This is a genomic window from Actinomadura sp. J1-007, from assembly GCF_009793335.1.
GTDB lineage: Bacteria > Actinomycetota > Actinomycetes > Streptosporangiales > Streptosporangiaceae > Spirillospora > Spirillospora yumaensis.
In genome coordinates this window covers 1,131,394-1,152,052 of the sequence record NZ_WING01000003.1, presented here as the reverse complement: position 1 = coordinate 1,152,052, position 20,659 = coordinate 1,131,394, and the positions used below count along the sequence as shown (strand labels likewise).

Here is a 20,659-nt window from a genome sequence, read left to right as displayed (position 1 = left end):
TCAGCCCCGCTCGGACGGGGCGTCGTGGTCGGCGGGACGGTCCCGTTCGAGCCCGGTCAGCTCGTTGTCGAGCAGGTCGAACAGCTCGTCGTCGGTGGCCGAGTCCAGGTCGTCGCGGCCCGGCCCGTCGTCCGGCGCGGCGCCGTCCGGGACGCCGGTGACGCTGCGCAGCAGCGCGTCCAGGCGGGCCGCGACCAGGCCGCGGCCCTCGTCGCCGTCCGGCAGCGCGGCCACGGCCGCCTCGATCCGGTCCAGCTCGGCGACCAGCGCCGCGGGCTCCGGTCCGGCGCCGTCCGGCGCGACCTCCTCGGCCAGCAGCCCGGCGACCGCGGCGGGCGTCGGATGGTCGAAGATCAGCGTTGCGGGGAGGCGGACGCCGGTCGCGGCGCTGAGCCGGTTGCGCAGCTCCACGCCGGTCAGCGAGTCGAAGCCGAGCTCGCGGAAGTTCTGCTCGGCGGGGATCGACCCCGCCGACTCGTGCGCGACGACCGTCGCCGCCTGCGTGCGCACCAGGTCGAGGAGCGCCTCGCGCCGGTCCGCGTCGTTCAGCGCGGCCAGCGTCCGCGCCAGCGACGGCCCGGCCGCCGTCCCGCCCGGCCGCGGCGCGGAGCCCCGCAGCAGGACCCGCAGGAACGCCGGGACCTCGCCCCCCGCGGTCCGGCGCCGCAGCCCCGGCAGGTCCAGGCGGACGGGCGCGAGCAGCGGCCGGCCGAGGCCGAGCGCCGCGTCGAACAGCGCGAGCGCCCGCTCCGCGCTCAGCCCGAGGTCGCCCGAACGGGCGTTCCGCGCGAGGTCGATGTCGGTGAACCGGCCCGACATCCCGGTGTCCATCTCCCAGAACCCCCACGCGAGGGACGTCGCGGGCAGCCCGCGCGCGTGCCGGTGCTGCGCGAGCGCGTCGAGGAACACGTTCGCCGCCGAGTAGCTGCCCTGCCCCGGGCCGCCCGCGAGACCGGTCACGGACGAGAACAGCACCAGCGCCGCGAGGTTCAGGTCGCGCGTCAGCTCGTGCAGGTGCCACGCCCCGTCCGCCTTGACGCGCAGGACGGCGTCGAGCTGGTCGGGCGTCGCCGTGCGGATCGTCGCGTCCTGGACGATCCCGGCGGTGTGCACGACCGCCGTCAGCGGATGCCGCGCCGGAACGGACGCCAGCAGGTCCGCGAGGGCCGCCCGGTCGCCGGTGTCGCACGCGGCGACGGCGACCTCCGCGCCGAGCGCGGCCAGCTCGGCGGCCAGCGCGTCCGCGCCGGGCGCCTCGGGCCCGCGGCGGCTCGCGAGCAGCAGCCGCCGGACGCCGCGTTCCGCGACGAGGTGCCGGGCCGTCGCCGCGCCGAGAGCCCCGGTGCCGCCGGTGATCAGCACGGTCCCGTCCGGGTCGAGGGGCGGCGGCAGCGACAGGACGGTCCGCCCGGCCGCGCCGTCCGCCCGGCGGAGCGCCTCGCGGACGTCGTACACGTCCCGGACGGTGACGGGCGCCGGAGGCAGCGTCCCGTCCTCGAACAGCGCCGCCAGATCGCTGAGCGTCGAACGGACGCGCTCCACCCGCCCGCCTTCCCCGCGGCCGGTGCCGTCGAGGTCGGCGGGGGTCGGATGGTAGGCGGGCAGGTAGGTGGAGACCGCGCCGGCGGCCTCCGCGTACGACCACCCGGCGGGCATCGGCACGACCAGGCGGTGGTCGGTGAGGGCCACCGGCCCGACGGCGTCGAACGCCCCCATCACCCGGTCGCCCACGGCGAACCCGTCCACGTCCGCGCCGACCCCGGCGACGACGCCCGCGCCGTCGCCCCGCACGTCGCGGACCTCGTCCGGCGCGCCCGGCCCGGCGGCCTGGGCGCTGACGGCGACGGCCCGCAACGCCACGCGCACCTCTCCGGGCGCGAGCGGCCGGCCGTGCTCGGGATCGGGAACGAGCGCGGCCTCGCCGTCCGCGCCGTACACCAGCCGCCACGCCTCCGCGCCCGGCGGCGGGGACAGCCGGTCGCCGGGATCGTAGCGGACGAGCCGCGGCGCGTACGCGCGGCCGTCGCGCAGCGCGATCTGCGGCTCACCCGAGGCGAGCGCGGCGGGCACCGCGTGCGACGAAGCGTCCGGCCCGTCGAGATCGAGCAGGACGATCCGTCCGGGGTTCTCGGACTGCGCGCTGCGCACCAGCCCCCACACCGCCGCCGCGGGCAGGTCGTCCACGCCGTCGCCGGGGCCGGTCGCGACCGCGCCGCGCGTGACGACGACCAGCCGGGACGTGCTCTCGTCGGACGGCCACTCCTGGAGCAGGGCCAGGACGCCCGAGGTGACGGCGTGGAGCCGTTCCTCCACGGGACCGGCGGCGCCGGAGGCGGTGCAGACGGCGAGCACGGTGTCCGGCAGCGGCGTGCCGTCAACGGCCGCGGTCAGGAGCGCGGAGAGGTCCGGATGCCGTTCCGTCCCCGGCAGCGCGCCGCCGAGCGCGTCGGCCAGCTCCGCGTCCGAGCCGGACGCCGCGTCGAGCGCGACGACCGCGAGCCGGGCCGGGGGTGTCCCTTCGGGGTCGGGCAGCGGCGTCCAGTCCATCGCGAACAGCGAGTTCCTGGCCGCCAGGCGGGCCTGCGCGGCGGCGTCGGCCTCGACCGAACGCAGCGTCAGGTCGTCCAGCGACAGGACCGGCGCTCCGGACGCGTCGGCGGCGGCGATCGTGAGCCGGTCCGCCGCCGTCGGCGTGACCCGCACCCGCAGCGACGCCGCGCCGGTGGCGTGGACCCGCAGGCCGCTCCAGGCGAACGGCAGCATGACCGCTCCGGAGTCGCCGTCCGCGCCGTCCGCGCCCAGCGTGCACGCCTGTAACGCGGCGTCGAGGAGAGCGGGATGGATGCCGTATCCGGCGGTTCCGGAGCCGTCCGCCCCGGCGCGGTCCGTTCCGTCCTCGGGCAGGACCACCTCCGCGTAGAGGTGCTCGTCGAGCCGCCACGCGGCGGTGAGCCCCTGGAAGGCCGTCCCGTACGCGGAGCCGCGGTCCGCGAGGTCGTCGTAGAGGTGTTCGGTGGCGAGCGGCTCCGCTCCGGGCGGCGGCCAGGCGCCGTCCAGCGGGTGGGGCTCGGACGGCGTGGCCGTGCTCGCCCCGGGTCCGTTCGCGAGGAGCCCGGTGGCGTGCCGCGTCCACGCGGACTCGCCGTCGTCGGCGTCCGCCGCCGGTCTGGAGTGGATGGCGACGGGACGCCCGCCGCCCTCGCCGTCGGCGGGACCGACCGCGACCTGGAGATCGACCGCGCCGTCCTCCGGGAGCCGCAGCGGCTCGTGCAGGACGAGCTCCGCGACGTGGTCGCAGCCCGTACGGGCCGCCGCGTGCACGGCGAGGTCGGCGAACGCGGCCCCCGGCAGCAGCACCGCCCCGAGCACCTTGTGATCGGCCAGCCACGGCTCCGTCCCCTGGGAGATCCGTCCGGTGAGCAGGTAGGCGTCCCCCTCCGCCTGCTCGATCGCGGCCCCCAGCAGCGGATGCCCCGCCGGAGCGAGCCCGAGCGTCCCCGGTTCGCCGCCGAGCCAGCCGCGCGTGTCCAGCCAGAACCGCTGGTGCTGGAACGGATAGGTGGGCAGGTCGGTCACGGCGGGCGGCGGGTCGGCGGGGTAGTGGCGCGTCCAGTCGGCGGGCGCGGCCGCGGTGTGGAGGCGGGCGAGCGCGTGGACGAGCTGCGTGTGGTCCGCGTGGTCGCGCCGGAGCGTGGAGGTCACGGTGGTACGGGTGTCGGCGTCCTCGGTGATCTGCTCCAGGGCGAGGGTCAGAATCGGATGCGGGCTGGCCTCGATGAAGTCGCGGTGCCCGTCGGCGAGGAGCGCGCGGACGGTGTCGGCGAACCGGACGGGACGGCGCAGGTTGGTCACCCAGTACTCGGTGTCCAGCTCGGCGGCGTCGATCCGCGCGGCCGTCACCGTCGAGTAGAACGGGATCCGCGCCTCGGAGGGACGGACCCCCGCGAGGATCTCGCGCAGTTCGCCGGTGATCCGGTCGATCTGCGGGCCGTGCGAGGCGTAGTCCACGTCGATCATCCGGGCCCGCTGCCCGTTCGCCTCGACCTTGGCGACGATGGCGGCGACCGCGTCCGGCCCCCCGGAGACCACCACGGACCTGGGCCCGTTCACCGCGGCGACCGTCACATCGCCTTCCAGCAGTTCCCCGGCCTCCTCGGGCGTGACGCCGAGGGAGGCCATGGCGCCGTGTCCGGCGAGGTTGCGGAGGGCTTTGCTGCGGAGGGCGGTGATGGTGGCGGCGTCGGTGAGGGTGAGTGCTCCGGCGATGCAGGCGGCGGCGATTTCGCCTTGGCTGTGTCCGATGACGGCTGCGGGTGTGATTCCGTGGTCGGTCCAGACGGCGGCGAGGGAGACCATGGTGGCCCAGAGGACGGGTTGGACGACGTCGACGCGGTTGAGGTCGGCGGCGCCTTCGGTTCCGCGGAGGACGTCGGTGAGGGACCAGTCGATGTGTGGGGCGAGGGCTTGTTCGCATTCGGCGATGCGTGCGGCGAAGACGGGTGAGGTGTCGAGCAGGTCGGCGCCCATGCCGGGCCACTGCGAACCCTGCCCCGGGAACACCAGCACGGGACCCGTCTGCGATACCGCTGCGGGCGTGCCCGGATTGACCAGGCACGGATGCGTCCGGCCGTCGGCCAAGGCTCTCAGGCCGTCCATGAGCTGGTCGCGGTCCTGGCCGATGACGACGGCGCGGTGTTCGAACGTCGAGCGTGTGGTGGCCAGCGACCATCCGACCTCGACCGGTGAGAAGTCCTCGCGTTGTTCGAGGTGTGTCACGAGTGCGGTGGCCTGGTCGCGCAGTGCGGGCGCGTTGCGCGCCGACAGCGCCCACGGCACCACCCCGTCCACGACTTCCGCACGTGGGGCCTGTCCCGCAGGGACCTCGTCCGGCTGCGGTGGCTCCTCCAGGATCAGATGGGCGTTCGTCCCTGAGATCCCGAACGACGACACGCCCGCGCGGCGGGGACGATCACCGCGCGGCCACTCGACCGGGTCGGTGAGGAGGCGGACGGCGCCCGCGTCCCAGTCCACGTGCGGGGACGGCTCGTCGATGTGCAGCGACGCGGGCAGCAGCCCGTTCCGCATCGCCATGAGCATCTTGATCACTCCGGCCACGCCCGCCGCGCCCTGCGAGTGCCCGATGTTCGACTTCACCGACCCCAGCCACAGCGGACGGTCGTCCGGACGGCCCTGCCCGTACGTCGCCAGCAGCGCCTTCGCCTCGATCGGGTCGCCCAGCGTCGTGCCCGTGCCGTGCGCCTCCACCGCGTCCACGTCCGAAGCCGCCAGTCCCGCGCGGACGAGCGCCTGCCGGATCACCCGCTCCTGCGACGGGCCGTTCGGCGCGGTCAGGCCGTTGCTCGCGCCGTCCTGGTTGACCGCCGAGCCCCGCACCACACCCAGGATCCGGCGGCCGTTGCGCTGGGCGTCCGACAGCGGCTCCAGCAGCACCAGCCCGACGCCCTCGCTCCAGCCCGTGCCGTCGGCCGCCGCCGCGAACGACTTGCACCGGCCGTCGGGCGCGTTCGCCCGCTGCCGCGAGAACTCGATGAACGCGTCGGGCGTCGCCAGCACCGACACCCCGCCCGCGAGCGCCATCGTGCACTCGCGCTGCCGGAGCGACTGGCAGGCGAGGTGGATCGCGGTCAGCGACGACGAGCACGCTGTGTCCACCGACACCGCCGGGCCCTCCAGGCCCCAGGTGTAGGCGATCCGGCCCGACGCGACGCTCCCCACGTTGCCGGTGCCCGCGTAGCCGCCGACGTCGCTGGTCGTCCGGCCGATGAGGGAGAGGTAGTCGTGCGAGCTGACCCCGGCGAACACCCCGGTCTCGCTGCCGTGCAGGGCGTCCCGGTCGAGTCCGGCCCGTTCGAACGTCTCCCACGCCGTCTCCAGCAGCAGCCGCTGCTGCGGGTCCATGGCGAGCGCCTCGCGCGGGCTGATGTCGAAGAACGCCGCGTCGAACCCGGGGACGTCGTCGCAGAAGCCGCCCTCCGTCACGTACGTCCTGCCGGGCTTGTCGGGGTCGGGATCGTAGATCCGCTCGACGTCCCACTCCCGGTCGGCGGGGAACGGGGTGATCGCGTCGCGGCCCTCCGCGACGAGCCGCCACAGGTCCTCGGGCGACCGGACGCCGCCGGGGTAGCGGCAGGCGAACCCCACGACCGCGATCGGCTCCGGCTCGGCGGACTCGGCCTCCCGCAGCCGCCGGCGGGCCTGCCGCAGCTCGGCGGTGACCCACTTGAGGTGGTCGAGCAGCTTTTCCTCGTTCGACATCTAGGGCGTACTCCTTGCCGCGACGCGAGGGATCGGGGTCATCGGGCTCACGACTTCACGACTTCCCGAACTCGTCGGCGATCAGGTCGAAGATGTCCTCCGCCGTCGCCGTCTCCAGTTCGTGGTCGGGCGCGGAACGCCCGTCCTCGTCTCCGGTGGCGTTCCACTTGGCCAGCAGCGACTCCAGCCGCTGGGTGACGCGCCGCCGCGCCGCCCCGTCCACCGCGGCCGGGTCGCAGGACGAGTCCCACTGGTCCAGGCCGGACAGGACGCGGCCCTCGTCCACCACGTCCACGTCGAGGAGCTGGACGCGGAGCAGGTCGGCGAGCGCCCCGCACGACGGATGGTCGAAGATCAGGGTGGGCGGCAGCGGGAGCCCGGTCGTCGCCGCGAGCCGGTTGCGGAGCTCGACGGCGCTCAGCGAGTCGAAGCCGAGCTCCTGGAACGGCTGCGCCGCCGGGATCGCGTCCGGGTCCGGATGGCCGAGGACGGCGGCGACGCGGGCCTGGACGTGCCGCAGCAGGATGTGCCGCTGCTCCTCGGGCGTACCGCCCGCGAGCTGCTCGCGGAGCGGATGCCCGCCGCCCTCGGCGGCCTCCTCGACGTCCGCCGCGGCGTCGGGCCGGGCGGGGGCCAGGTCCGCGATGAGCGGGCTGGGGCGCTGCGTGGTGAACGTGGTGGTGAACGCCTCCCATTCGATGTCCGCGACGGTGAGCGTCGTCTCGCCGCGCGTCAGCGCCCGGTGGAGCGCCTTGAGGGCCAGGTCGGGATCGAGCGGCGTCAGCCCGCGGCGGCCGATGTAGGTGATGACGTCGTCCACGGCCGCCATCCCCGCCTGCGCCCAGGGCCCCCAGGCGATGCTGGTCGCGGGGAGCCCGAGGGTGTGCCGGTGTTCGGCGAGGGCGTCGAGGTAGGCGTTGGCGGCGGCATAGGAGGCTTGCTGCCCGCTGCCCCAGGCCGCGGCCCCGGACGAGAACAGCACGAACGCCGTCAGGTCCAGATCCCGGGTCAGCTCGTGCAGATGATCGGCCGCCAGCGCCTTCGACCGCAGCACCTCACCGATATGGGGAACGTCGAGATCGGCGAACGCGGTGAGCTCCGGAATCCCCGCCACGTGGAACACCGCGTTCAGCGGCTGGTCGCCGGGAACGCCGTCGATGACGTTCTTCAGTGCGGAGCGGTCGGAGACGTCGCAGGCGGTGAGGGTGACGGCCGTTCCGAGCGTTTGGAGCTCTTCGGCGAGTTCGCGTGCGCCGGGTGCGTCGGGGCCGCGTCGGCTGGTGAGCAGGAGGTGGGGTGCGCCGTTGTGGGCGAGCCAGCGGGCCAGGTGTGCGCCCAGGCCGCCTGTTCCTCCGGTGATCAGCGTCGTCCCGGACGGCCGCCACGGCGCGTCGCCGTTGGTGCGGTCGGGCGCGCGGCGCATACGGCGCGCGAGGACGGCGGTCGCGCGGATCGCGGCCTGGTCCTCGGGCTGCCCGGGAGCGAGCAGTGCGGCAAGGCGCGCGGGAGTGTGCTGGTCGGGTGTGGTCGGCAGGTCGATGAGACCGCCCCAGCGGGCCGGGTATTCGAGCGCCGCGACGCGTCCGAGCCCCCACGTCTCGGCTTGGAGCGGGTTGAGGAGCGGATCGCTGGGCGACACCGACACCGCTCCCTGCGTCAGGCACCACAGGCGTGCCGGGACGCCGCTGTCATCGAGCGCCTGGACGAGTGCCGTCGTCGCCGCGAGCCCGGCCGGGACCGCCGGATGCGACGGGTGCGGCGTCTCGTCCAAGGCAAGCAGGCTGAGGACGCCTTCCAGCGGAGCGTCCGCGTCCGCATCGGCGAGCTGCCGCGCGAACTCCTCCCGCCCGGCCGTGGTCGCCTCCACGCGCAGAACGTTCGGAACGGCGCCGTGCGCGCGCAGCGCCTGAACGGCGAGGTCCGCAGCGGGCCCCTCAGCGTCGTTCGCGGGAACGAGCACGAGCCACGTGCCCGACAGCACCGGCGCGCTCTCCTCTGGGAGATGCGTCCAGGCGACCTGGTAGCGGTACGAGTCCAGTACGCCCTGCTCGCGGTGCCTGCGCCGCCACCCCGACAGGATCGGCAGAACCTCGCCCAGCGAGGTCTCCTGCTCGGCCGGTGAACCCAGCGTCCGCGCCAGCGACTCCACGTCCTCGCGTTCCACCGCGTCCCAGAACTCGGAGTCGAGCGCGTTCTCCGTCGCCGCCGCCTTCTCCGGCTCGTTCACCAGCCAGTACGACCGGCGCTGGAACGCGTAGTTGGGCAGGTCGGGAGCGGAGCCCGCGCGCCGGCTCGGGAAGTAGGGGGACCAGTCGATCGGCGCGACGTGCGTGTGCAACTGGGCGAGCGCGTCCGTCAGCGCGTGGACGTCCGAGTGGCGGTGGTTGAGCGTCGCCGCGACGACGGGCTCGGGCCGGCCGTCGCCCCCGACGCTCGCGAGAGTGTGCCGCGCCGCGGCGGCCAGCACGGGGTCCGGGCCGAGTTCGAGGTAGGCGGCCGGCGGCGTCGCGCTCCGGGCCAGATACTCGATCGCCGGCTGGAACCGTACCGGCTGCCGGACCTGCTGGATCCAGTAGTCGGGCCCCAGATCCTCCACCGGCCCGCCCGTGAGGTTGGTGATGAGCGGAATGGTCGCCGGACGGTGCGTCAGCCCCCGGACGACCTCGGCGAACGGTTCGAGGACCGGGTCCATGTGCGGCGAGTGGAACGCGTGGCTGACCTTGAGCCGCCGCGTCTTGCGCCCCTTCCCGGCCCAGACGTCCGCGACCTGCGCGACGAGATCCGGATCACCGGAGACCACCGTGCTGTCCGGGGTGTTGAGCGCGGCGATGGCGATGCGCCGCCCGTCGGGATCGACGGTTTGGAGATGGTCGGTGAGTTCGTCGTAGGTGGCCTGGATGGCGGTCATGGTGCCGTCGATGGGGATTTGGTCCATGAGGGTGGCGCGTGCGGTGAGCAGGCGGCAGGCGTCGGGCAGGTCGAGGATCCCGGCGATGTGGGCGGCGGCGATCTCTCCGATGGAGTGCCCGATGAGGGTGTGCGGGGTGTGGCCGTGCTGGTTGAGGAGCCGGGCCAGGGAGACCTGCAACGCGAACAGCGCGGTCTGGGTGTAGAGGGTGTGGTCCAGCAGGTCTGGTTGGTCGGGGTCGGGGTTGAAGACCACGTCGCGTAGCGGGTGGGGGAGGTGGGGGTCGAGCAGATCGCAGATCTGGTCGAAGGTGGTGGCGAACACCGGGAACCGCTCATACAGCCCCGCGCCCATCCCGGGCCGTTGGCTGCCCTGCCCACTGAACATCCACACCACCTCGCCACCCGTGGCACCGGCACTGGGTGAAGCGGTCAGGCACGGGTGGTCGTCTCCAGCGGCCAGCGCGTCCAGCCCTTGGAGGAACTCCTCAGAGTGGTGGCCGGTGATGACGGCGCGGTGCTCGAACACCGAACGCCTCGTAGCCAGCGACCACCCCACCTGAACCGGTGAGACGTCCCGGCCGGACAGGTGCGCCGACAACGCCGCCGCCTGATCCCGCAACCCCGCCACCGACCGCGCCGACACCACCCACGGCACCACCCCACCCGACCCGACCCGAGCCTCGGACTCGGACTCAGCCTCGGGGACGACCTCGGGGTCGGGTTCGGGGGCCTGCTCCACGATCAGATGCGCATTCGTCCCCGAAATACCGAACGACGACACACCCGCACGACGCGGACGCCCACCCCACACCCACTCCACCGGCTCACTCAGCAGCCGCACCGCACCCGCCTCCCAATCCACATGCGGAGACGGCTCGTCAATGTGCAGGGATTCGGGGAGAAGGCCATTTCGCATGGCCATCACCATTTTGATGACGCCGGCGACGCCTGCGGCCATCTGGGTGTGGCCGATGTTGGATTTGATCGAGCCGAGCCACAGGGGACGGTCTTCGGGGCGGTTGCGTCCGTAGGTGGCGAGGAGGGCTTGGGCTTCGATGGGGTCGCCGAGGGTCGTTCCGGTGCCGTGCGCTTCCACCGCGTCCACGTCGGCGGGCTCCAGGCGGGCGTTGGCGAGGGCTTGGCGGATGACGCGTTGCTGGGATGGGCCGTTGGGGGCGGTGAGGCCGTTGCTGGTGCCGTCCTGGTTGACGGCCGAGCCGCGGATCGTGGCGAGGATGTGGTGGCCGTTGCGTTCGGCGTCCGACAGCCGTTCCAGCAGGAGGAGACCGGCGCCTTCGCCCCAGCCGGTTCCGTCGGCAGCCGCCGCGAACGGCTTGCAGCGGCCGTTGGGCGCGAGGCCGCGCTGTCGGGAGAAGCCGATGAACGTGGCGGGCGTCGCCATGACGGTGACGCCGCCGGCGAGCGCGAGGTCGCATTCCCCCTGCGCGAGGGCCTGGCTTGCCAGGTGGATGGCCACCAGCGACGACGAGCACGCGGTGTCGACGGTCACCGCGGGGCCTTCCAGTCCGAATGTGTAGGACACCCGGCCCGACATGACGCTCGCCGTGTTCCCGACGAGGATGTAGCCCTCGATTTCCTTCGCGGGTGTTCCTGTGGCGCTGTAGCCCTGGAAGGTTCCGCCGGTGAAGACGCCGACGTTGCTTCCGCTGAGGGCTTCTTGGGTGAGTCCTGCGTTCTCGAACGTCTCCCATGCGGTTTCCAGGAGGAGACGTTGTTGCGGGTCCATGGCCAACGCTTCACGCGGGCTGATGCCGAAGAATCCGGCATCGAATTCCGGGGCGTCGTAGAGGAACGCGCCCTCGCGCACGTAACTGGTCCCGGGGTGCTCGGGGTCGGGGTGGTAGAGGTTGTCCAGGTCCCAGCTCCGGTTGGTGGGCATTTCCGCGATGGCGTCGCCGCCGGACGCCACCAGGTCCCAGAGCTGCTGCGGGTTCCGCACGCCGCCGGGGAAGCGGCACGCCATCGCCACGATCGCGATCGGCTCGTCCGTCGCGGCGGACGTGATCGACGCGGGGGACCGTACCGCGTCGGCCTGCTGCCCGGTCAGCTCCGCGCGCAGGTACTTGGCGATCGCGTTGGGCGTGGGGTGGTCGAAGACGAGTGTCCGGGGGAGCGAGAGGCCGGTGGCCGAGCCGAGGCGCTTGCTGAGCTCGACGGCCGTGAGGGAGTCGAAGCCCAGCTCCTGGAGCGGCTGCCCGGCCGAGACCGCGTCGGCCCCGGAGTGCCCGAGGATCGTCGCGGCGTGCTCCTGGACGTGCCGCACCAGCAGTTCGAGCTGCTGCTTCGGTGTGCTCCCGGCCAGTTCCCCGCGCAGCGGGTGGTCGTCCGTCCGCCCCTCTTCGGCTCCGGCACCGCCTCCGGTCCCGTCGCCCGTGTCGGACCGCGAGGGCGTGAGGTCCGCGACGAGTCGGCTGGGCCGCTGCGTCGTGAAGGTGGCGGTGAACGTCTCCCAGTGGATGTCGGCGACGGTCAGGGTGGTGTCGCCGTGGGAGACGGCCTGGTGGAGCGACTTGACGGCCAGGTCCGGGTCCATGATCGCCAGGCCGCGGCGGGCGAAGAACGCGATGACGTTCTCGTCCGCCGCCATCCCGGCCTCGCCCCACGGTCCCCAGGCGATGCTGGTCGCGGGGAGTCCGAGGGTGCGGCGGTGTTCGGCGAGGGCGTCGAGGTAGGTGTTGGCGGCGGCGTAGGAGGCTTGCTGTCCGCTGCCCCAGGCGGCGGCCCCGGAGGAGAACAGCACGAACGCCGTCAGGTCGAGGTGCCGGGTCAGCTCGTGCAGGTGTGCGGCGGCCTGTGCCTTGGGAAGCAGGACGTCGCTGATGTGGGGGATGTCGAGTTCGGCGAAGGGATGGAGCTCCGGAATCCCGGCCGCGTGGAAGACCGCGTTCAGCGGCTGGTCGTCGGGCACGCCGTCGATGACGCCCTTCAGCGCGGAACGGTCGGAGACGTCGCAGGCGGTGAGGGTGACGGCCGTTCCGAGCGCGCGTAGTTCGTCGGCGAGTTCGCGCGCGCCGGGTGCGTCGGGGCCGCGTCGGCTGGTGAGCAGGAGGTGCGGTGCGCCGTTGTGGGCGAGCCAGCGGGCCAGGTGCGCGCCCAGACCGCCCGTTCCTCCGGTGATCAACGTCGTCCCGGACGGCGTCCAGGGAGCCCGGCCGTTGCCGGAGGGCGCGGGGGCGCGCCGCATCCGGCGGGCGAGCGTCGCCGTGGCGCGGACCGCGACCTGGTCTTCGGGCTGGCCCGGTGTGAGCAGCGCGGCGAGGCGCGCGGGAGTGTGCTGGTCGGGTGTGGTCGGCAGGTCGATGAGACCGCCCCAGCGAGCGGGATACTCCAGCGCCGCGACGCGTCCGAGCCCCCACGTCTCGGCCTGAACGGGGTTGAGGAGCGGATCGCTGGGCGACACCGCCACGGCCCCTTGCGTGACGCACCACAGGCGGACCGCGATGCCGCTGGCGTCGAGCGCTTGGACGAGTGCCGTCGTCGCCGCGAGCCCGGCCGGGACCGCCGGATGCGACGGATGCGGCGTCTCGTCCAAGGCAAGCAGGCTGAGGATGCCGGACGGGGGCGTCTCCGCCTCCGTGAGGTGCTGGACGAGCTGGTCGCGTTCGACGGCGGCGCAGTCGACGGGCAGCACGGACGCCGTGGCGCCGTGGCTCCGGATCGCCTGCACCGCGGTGTCGATGGCGGAACGTTCGGCCGCGCCCGCGCCGCCGTCCGCGGGAACGAGCACCAGCCACGTGCCCGACAGCACCGGGGCGGCGATCTCCGGGAGATGCGTCCAGCCGATCTGGTAGCGCCAGGAGTCCAGCGTGCTCTGCTCGCGGTGCCGCCGCCGCCACTCCGACAGGATCGGCAGGGCGGGACGCAGATCGTCGAGGGCCGGGCCGTCGCCGTCCAGGTGCAGGGCGGCGCCGAGCGCGTCGACGTCGAGTTCCTCGATCGCGTTCCACAGCTCGGTCTCGGCCTGGTCGTGGCCGGGTCCGCCACCGCCGGACGGGACGGCCGGAGCCAGCCAGTAGGGCCGCCGCTGGAACGCGTACGTGGGCAGGTCCACCGCGCGCCGCCGCGCCGTCCGCCCGAACAGCGCCGTCCAGTCGACCTGGACGCCCGCCGTGAACGCCTCCGCCACCGACCGCGCCACCTGCGCCCGGTCGCCGCGGTCGCGGTGCAGCGTCGGCACCGCGTACGCGTCGGCGCCCGCCTCCTCGAAGATCTCCTCCAGGCCGACCGTCAGCACCGGGTGGGCGCTCGCCTCGATGAACACCCGGTGCCCGTCGTTCAGCAGGGCCTCCACGGTGTCGGCGAACCGCACTTGCTCGCGCAGGTTCGTCACCCAGTACGCGGCGTCCAGGCCGGTCGTGTCGATCCGCCCGGCGTGCACGGTCGAGTAGAACGGGATCTCCGCGTCGAACGGCCGGATACCGGCGAGGACCTCGTGCAGCTCGCCGGTGATCCGGTCGATCTGCGGGCCGTGCGAGGCGTAGTCCACGTCGATCATCCGCGCGCGCAGGCCGGCGGCCTTGGCCGCCGCCACGACGTCCGCGACGGCCTCGGGCGGCCCGGAGACCACCGTGGAGGACGGTCCGTTGAACGCCGCCACGACCACGTCGCCGCCCCGTTCCTCCAGCAGCCGTTCCGCCCCGTCGCGTCCGGTGCCGAGGGAGGCCATGGCGCCGTGTCCGGCGAGGTTGCGGAGGGCTTTGCTGCGGAGGGCGGTGATGGTGGCGGCGTCGGTGAGGGTGAGTGCTCCGGCGATGCAGGCGGCGGCGATTTCGCCTTGGCTGTGTCCGATGACGGCGGCGGGTGTGACGCCGTGGTCGGCCCAGACGGCGGCCAACGAAACCATGGTGGCCCAGAGGACGGGTTGGACGACGTCCACCCGGTTCAGGTCGGCCGCGCCCTCGGTTCCGCGCAGTACGTCGGTGAGGGACCAGTCGATGTGCGGGGCGAGGGCTTGTTCGCATTCGGCGATGCGTGCGGCGAACACGGGTGAGGTGTCGAGCAGCTTCGCGCCCATCCCGGGCCACTGCGAACCCTGCCCCGGGAACACTAGCACCGGACCCGGTTCGGAGGCCGCCGCGGGCGTGCCGGGGGCGACCAGCCCGGGGTGCTGCCCTGCGGTGGCGAGGGCGTCCAGCCCGGCCAGCAGCTCGTCGCGGTCCCGGCCGAGGACCACGGCGCGGTGCTCGAACGTCGAACGCCTCGTCGCCAGCGCCCAGCCGACGTCGCCGGGGGAGTCGTCGCCGCCCGCGAGGTGGGCGGACAGCGCGGCGGCCTGGTCGCGCAACGCGGTGGCGCTGCGGGCGGAGACCACCCACGGCACCGGGCCGCCGGACGCGTCGGGCTCGGCGTCCGCCGCGTCCGGGGCCTCGGAGGCGGTGTCGGGCACGGACGGCTCGGGCGCCTCCTCCAGGATCACGTGCGCGTTCGTCCCGGAGATCCCGAACGCCGACACCCCGGCCCGGCGCGGGCGTTCGCCCTCGGGCCACTCGACGGGTTCGGCGAGGAGGCGGACGGCGCCCGCGTCCCAGTCCACGTGCGGGGACGGCTCGTCGATGTGCAGGGATTCGGGGAGCAGGTCGTTCCGCATCGCCATCACCATCTTGATGACGCCGGCGACGCCCGCGGCCATCTGGGTGTGCCCGATGTTGGACTTGACCGACCCGAGCCACAGCGGCCGGTCCGCTGGCCGGTCCTGCCCGTACGTGGCGAGGAGGGCTTGGGCTTCGATGGGGTCGCCGAGGGTCGTCCCGGTGCCGTGCGCTTCCACCGCGTCGATGTCGGCGGGCTCTAGGCGGGCGTTGGCGAGTGCCTGGCGGATGACGCGTTGCTGGGACGGGCCGTTGGGGGCGGTGAGGCCGTTGCTGGTGCCGTCCTGGTTGACCGCCGAGCCGCGGATCGTCGCGAGCACGTGGTGGCCGTTGCGTTCGGCGTCCGACAGCCGTTCCAGCAGGAGCAGGCCGGCGCCCTCGCCCCAGTTGGTGCCGTCGGCCGCCGCGGCGAACGGCTTGGCGCGGCCGTTGGGGGCGAGGCCGCGCTGGCGGGAGAAGCCGACGAACGTCGCGGGCGTCGCCATGATGGCCACCCCGCCCGCGAGCGCGAGGCTGCACTCGCCCTGCGCGAGGGCCCGGCTCGCCAGGTGGATCGCGACGAGCGACGACGAGCACGCGGTGTCGACGGTGACGGCGGGGCCTTCCAACCCGAACGCGTACGAGACGCGCCCGGAGATGACGCTCGCGGTCGTTCCCGCCAGGGCGTAGCCCTCGCTCTCTTGGGCCGGGTTGCCTGTGGCGCTGTAGCCCTGGAAGGTTCCGCCGGTGAAGACGCCGACGTTGCTTCCGCTGAGGGCTTCTTGGGTGAGTCCGGCGTTCTCGAACGTCTCCCATGCGGTTTCCAGGAGCAGACGTTGCTGCGGGTCCATGGCCAACGCTTCACGCGGGCTGATGCCGAAGAATCCCGCGTCGAATTCCGGGGCGTCGTAGAGGAACGCGCCCTCGCGCACATAGCTGGTGCCGGGGTGCTCGGGATCGGGGTGGTAGAGGTTGTTCAGATCCCAGTAACGGTTGGTGGGCATACCGGCGATCGCGTCGCCGCCGGACGCCACCAGGTCCCAAAGCTGCTGCGGGTTCCGCACGCCGCCCGGATAGCGGCACGCCATCGCCACGATCGCGATCGGCTCGTCGCTCGCCGCCGCCGTGGCGGTACGGGCGGAGCCGCGGGACGCGGCGGCGGGCTGGTCGTCCGCCAGCTCGTTGTGCAGGTACTTGGCGAGCGCGTTGGGCGTCGGCTGGTCGAAGACCAGTGTCCGGGGCAGCGAGAGCCCCGTGCTCGTGCTGAGCTGCTTGCTCAGCTCGACGGCCGTCAGCGAGTCGAACCCCAGCTCCTGGAGCGGCTGCCCCGCCGGGACGGCGTCGATGCTCGTGTGGCCGAGGATCGACGCCGCGTGGGTCCGGACGTGCCGCAGCAGCAGGTCGAGCTGCTGCTTCGGCGCGCTCCCCGCCAGCTCCTGCCGCAGCGGGCTGGCGCCGGGCGAGGCGTCCCGCCGGTCGGCGTCGTCCGGGTCGGTCTCGGCGAGGTCGCTCAGGAACGGGCTCGGGCGCTGCGTCGTCAACGCCGCCGGGAACTTCCGCCAGTGGATGTCGGCGACCGTGAGGGACGTCTCGCCCTGCGTGATCGCCTCGTGGAGCGTCTTCACGGCCAGGCCCGGGTCCATGGGCGTCAGGCCGCGCCGGGCGAAGAACGCGATGACGTTCTCGTCGGCGGACATGCCGGCCTCGCCCCACGGCCCCCACGCCAGGCTGGTGGAGGGCAGCCCGAGACGGCGGCGGTGCTCGGCGAGCGCGTCGAGGTAGACGTTCGCGGCGGCGTAGGCGCCCTGCTGCCCGCTGCCCCAGGCCGCGGCGCCGGAGGAGAACAGCACGAACGCCGTCAGGTCGAGGTGCCGCGTCAGGTCGTGCAGATGCTCCGCCGCCTGCGACTTCGACCGCAGGACCTCGCCCGCGCGGGCCAGGTCCAGGTCGGTGATCGGGGTGAGGTCCGACATCCCGGCGGCGTGGAACACGGCGGTGAGCGGATGCTCGGCGGGCACGGCGTCGATGACGCCCTCCAGCGCGGAACGGTCGGACGCGTCGCAGGCGGCGAGGGTGACGCGGGTCCCGAGCGCTTCGAGCTCCTCGGCTAGCTCCGCGGCGCCGGGGGCGTCCGGGCCGCGGCGGCTGGTGAGCACGAGGTGCGGCGCGCCGTTCCGCGCGAGCCAGCGGGCCAGGTGCGTGCCGAGCCCGCCCGTGCCGCCGGTGACCAGCGTCGTCCCCGTCGGCCGCCAGGGCGCGTCGCCGCCGTCGCGGGCGGGGGCGCGGTCCATGCGGCGCGCGAACGACGCGGTCGTCCGGACGGCCACCTGGTCCTCGGGCCCGCCGGACGCCAGCAGCCCGGCGAGCCGGGCGGCGGTGTTCCGGTCGGGCGCGGCGGGCAGGTCGATCAGGCCGCCCCACCGGGACGGGTACTCCAGGGCGGCGACGCGTCCGAGCCCCCACACCTGCGCCTGCCGGGGGCTGGGCAGCGGATCGGTCGGCGACACCGCGACCGCGCCCTGCGTGAGGCACCACAGCGGCGCGCCCGCGCCGCCGTCCCCGTGCGCCTGGATCAGCGCGATCGTGGCGGCCAGCCCGGCCGGAACCGCGGGTTCGTCCGGATGCGGCGACGCGTCCAGCGCCAGCAGGCTGAGGACGCCCGCCGGCGGCGTCTCGGCGCTCGCCTCGGCGAGGTCCCGCACGAACCGTTCGCGCGTGGCGCCCGCGGTGTCGACGGGCAGCAGCCGCACGTCGCCGCCGTGGCCGCGGATCGCCTGCACGGCGGTGTGGACGGCGGGGCTCCCGCCGTCCTCGTCCGCGGGCGTGATGACGAGCCACGTGCCGGACAGCTCCGGGGCGCGCTCCTCCCGCAGGTGCTTCCACGTGATCTTGTAGCGCCAGGAGTCCAGGACGGTCCGCTCGCGGTGGCGGCGGCGCCACTGCGCCAGGATCGGCAGCGCCGGACGCAGGTCGTCCACGGCCGGGCTGCCGTCCTCCAGCCGCAGGGTGGCGCTCAGCGCGTCGACGTCCAGCTCCTCGATCGCGTGCCACAGCTCGCTCTCGGCCGGGTCGTGCCCGTCCCCGCCCACGCCGGAACGCGCGGCGGGCGCCAGCCAGAACCGCTCGCGCTGGAACGGGTAGGTGGGCAGGTCGGTGGTCGCGGGCGGCGGGGACGCGGGGAAGCAACGGGTCCAGTCGACGGGCGCGGCGAGGGTGTGGGCGTGCGCGAGCGCGCGGGTGAGCTGGGCGTGGTCCCCGTGGTCGCGCCGCAGCGTGGGCACGATCCCGGCCGCGGCGCCGGCGTCCTCGGCGATCTGCTCCAGCGCGAGGGTGAGGATCGGGTGCGGGCTGGCCTCGACGAACGTGCCGTGCCCGTCGTCCAGCAGCGCGTGGACGGCGTCGGCGAACCGGACGGGCCGGCACAGGTTGGCGACCCAGTAGTCCGCGTCCAGCCCGGACGTGTCGATGCGTGCCGCGGTCACCGTCGAGTAGAACGCCACGGACGAGGCGGCGGGCTCGATCCCGGCCAGCGCCTCGCGCAGCTCGTCCGCGACCTCTCCGACGTGCGGGCCGTGCGAGGCGTAGTCCACGTCGATCAGCCGGGCGCGCAGGCCGCGCGCCTTCACCCGGTCGACCACGCCGGCGACCTCGCCGGGCGGACCCGAGACCACGACCGAGGTCGGGCCGTTCACCGCCGCGATCGTCACGCCGCCGTCGAGGAGGCCCTCCGCCTCCTCCGGGCCGGTTTCGAGCGAGGCCATGGCGCCCGTGCCCGCGAGGCGGCGCAGGGCCCGGCTGCGCAGCGCCACGATCTTCGCGCCGTCCTCCAGGCCGAGCGCGCCCGCGACGCACGCGGCGCCGATCTCGCCCTGGCTGTGCCCGACGACCGCCGCGGGCGTGACGCCGTGCTCGGCCCACACGGCGGCCAGCGACACCATGACCGCCCACAGCACGGGCTGGACGACGTCCACCCGTTCGAGGTCGGCGGCGCCGTCGGCCCCGCGGAGCACGTCGGTGAGCGACCAGTCGACGTACGGCGCGAGCGCCCGCTCGCACTCGGCCATCCGCGCGGCGAACACGGGGGAGGAGTCGAGCAGCTCCGCGCCCATGCCGGGCCACTGCGAACCCTGGCCGGGGAACACCATCACCGGCCCGTTCTCGGAATGCGCCGCCGCCACTCCGGGATTGACCAGGTTGGGGTGCTGGGCGCCTGAGGCCAGCGCCTTCAGGCCGTCCATGAGCTGGTCGCGGTCTTGGCCGATGACGACGGCGCGGTGTTCGAACGTCGAGCGTGTGGTGGCCAGTGACCAGCCGACTTCGACCGGTGAGAAGTCGTCGCGTTCTTCGAGGTGCGTTACGAGTGCGGCGGCCTGGTCGCGCAGTGCGGGCGCGTTGCGCGCCGACAGCGCCCACGGCACCACCCCGCCCGCGACCTCTGCGTCCGGGGCCGGGGCCGGTGCCGCCGGAGCCGTGTCGTCCGGCTCCGGTGCCTCCTCCAGGATCACGTGGGCGTTCGTCCCGGAGATCCCGAACGACGACACGCCCGCGCGGCGGGGACGGTCGCCGTTCCGCCACTCGACCGGGTCGGTGAGGAGGCGGACGGCGCCCGCGTCCCAGTCCACGTGCGGGGACGGCTCGTCGATGTGCAGCGACGCGGGGAGGCGGCCGTTCCGCAGCGCCATCACCATCTTGATGACGCCCGCGACGCCCGCCGCCATCTGGGTGTGCCCGATGTTGGACTTGATCGACCCGAGCCACAGCGGCCGGTCGTCCGGGCGGCCTTGCCCGTACGTGGCGAGGAGCGCCTGCGCCTCGATCGGGTCGCCGAGCGCCGTGCCGGTGCCGTGCGCCTCCAGCGCGTCCACGTCGGCGGGGGAGAGGCGGGCGTCGGCGAGCGCGTCCGCGATCACGCGCTGCTGGGACGGGCCGTTCGGCGCGGTCAGGCCGTTGCTCGCGCCGTCCTGGTTCATCGCCGAGCCGCGGATCACGGCCAGCACCCGGTGGCCCGCGCGGCGCGCGTCCGACAGGCGCTCCAGCAGCACCATCCCGGCGCCCTCGGCCATGGTCATGCCGTCCGCGCCCGCCGCGAACGACTTGGACCGGCCGTCCGGGGCGAGCGCGCGGAGCTGGCTGAAGCCGACGAGCGGCGCGGACGACGACATCACGAACACCCCGCCCGCCAGCGCCATGTCGCACTCGCGCTGCCGCAGCGCGCGCGCCGCGAGGTGCAGGGTGACCAGCGACGAGGAGCACGCGGTGTCCACCGTCACCGCCGCGCCCTCCAGGCCGAGCGCGTACGCGACGCGGCCGGAGACGACGCTCGCGGTGTTGCCGATCGTGAAGTAGCCCGCCGACCCCTCGGGCACCTGCGACGGGTCGGAGTAGTAGTCGAGGCGGTCGCAGCCGATGAACGTGCTGGTCGGGCTCGACCGCAGCGACTCGGGGTCGATGCCCGCGTGCTCGACCGCCTCCCACGACGTCTCCAGCGCCAGCCGCTGCTGCGGCGCCATCGCGAGCGCCTCGCGGGGGCCGATGCCGAAGAACGAGGCGTCGAAGCCGGCGACGTCGTCGATGAAGCCGCCCTCGCGCACGTAGCTCGTGCCGGGGTGCTCGGGATCGGGGTCGAAGAGGCCGTCCAGGTCCCAGTTGCGGTCGGCGGGGAAGCCGCCGACGGCGTCCCGCCCCTCGGCGACCAGGTCCCACAGCTCCCCGGGCGACCGCACGCCGCCGGGGAAGCGGCAGGCCATCCCGACGATCGCGATCGGCTCGTGCCCGACCGACTCGACGTCCTTCAGCCGCCGCTGCGCCTGGCGCAGGTCCGTCGTCACGCGCTTGAGGTAGTCGAGGAGCTTCTCTTCGTTACTCGCCATTGCCGGCGCACCCAT

The 20,659-nt window shown here is 74.2% G+C and carries 2 protein-coding genes; both read right to left on the bottom strand.

Annotation, left to right across the window (positions count from 1 at the left end):
• The gene (locus GEV43_RS46480) at window positions 1-6,276 is read right to left on the bottom strand and encodes a type I polyketide synthase (protein WP_160826927.1); all 6,276 of its coding nucleotides are present in this window, start codon (window positions 6,274-6,276) and stop codon (window positions 1-3) included.
• Window positions 6,277-6,331: 55 nt separating this feature from the next.
• Window positions 6,332-20,644, bottom strand: coding sequence for a type I polyketide synthase (locus GEV43_RS46475; RefSeq protein WP_160826926.1), 14,313 nt, complete (start codon window positions 20,642-20,644; stop codon window positions 6,332-6,334).
• Window positions 20,645-20,659 lie beyond the last annotated feature (15 nt).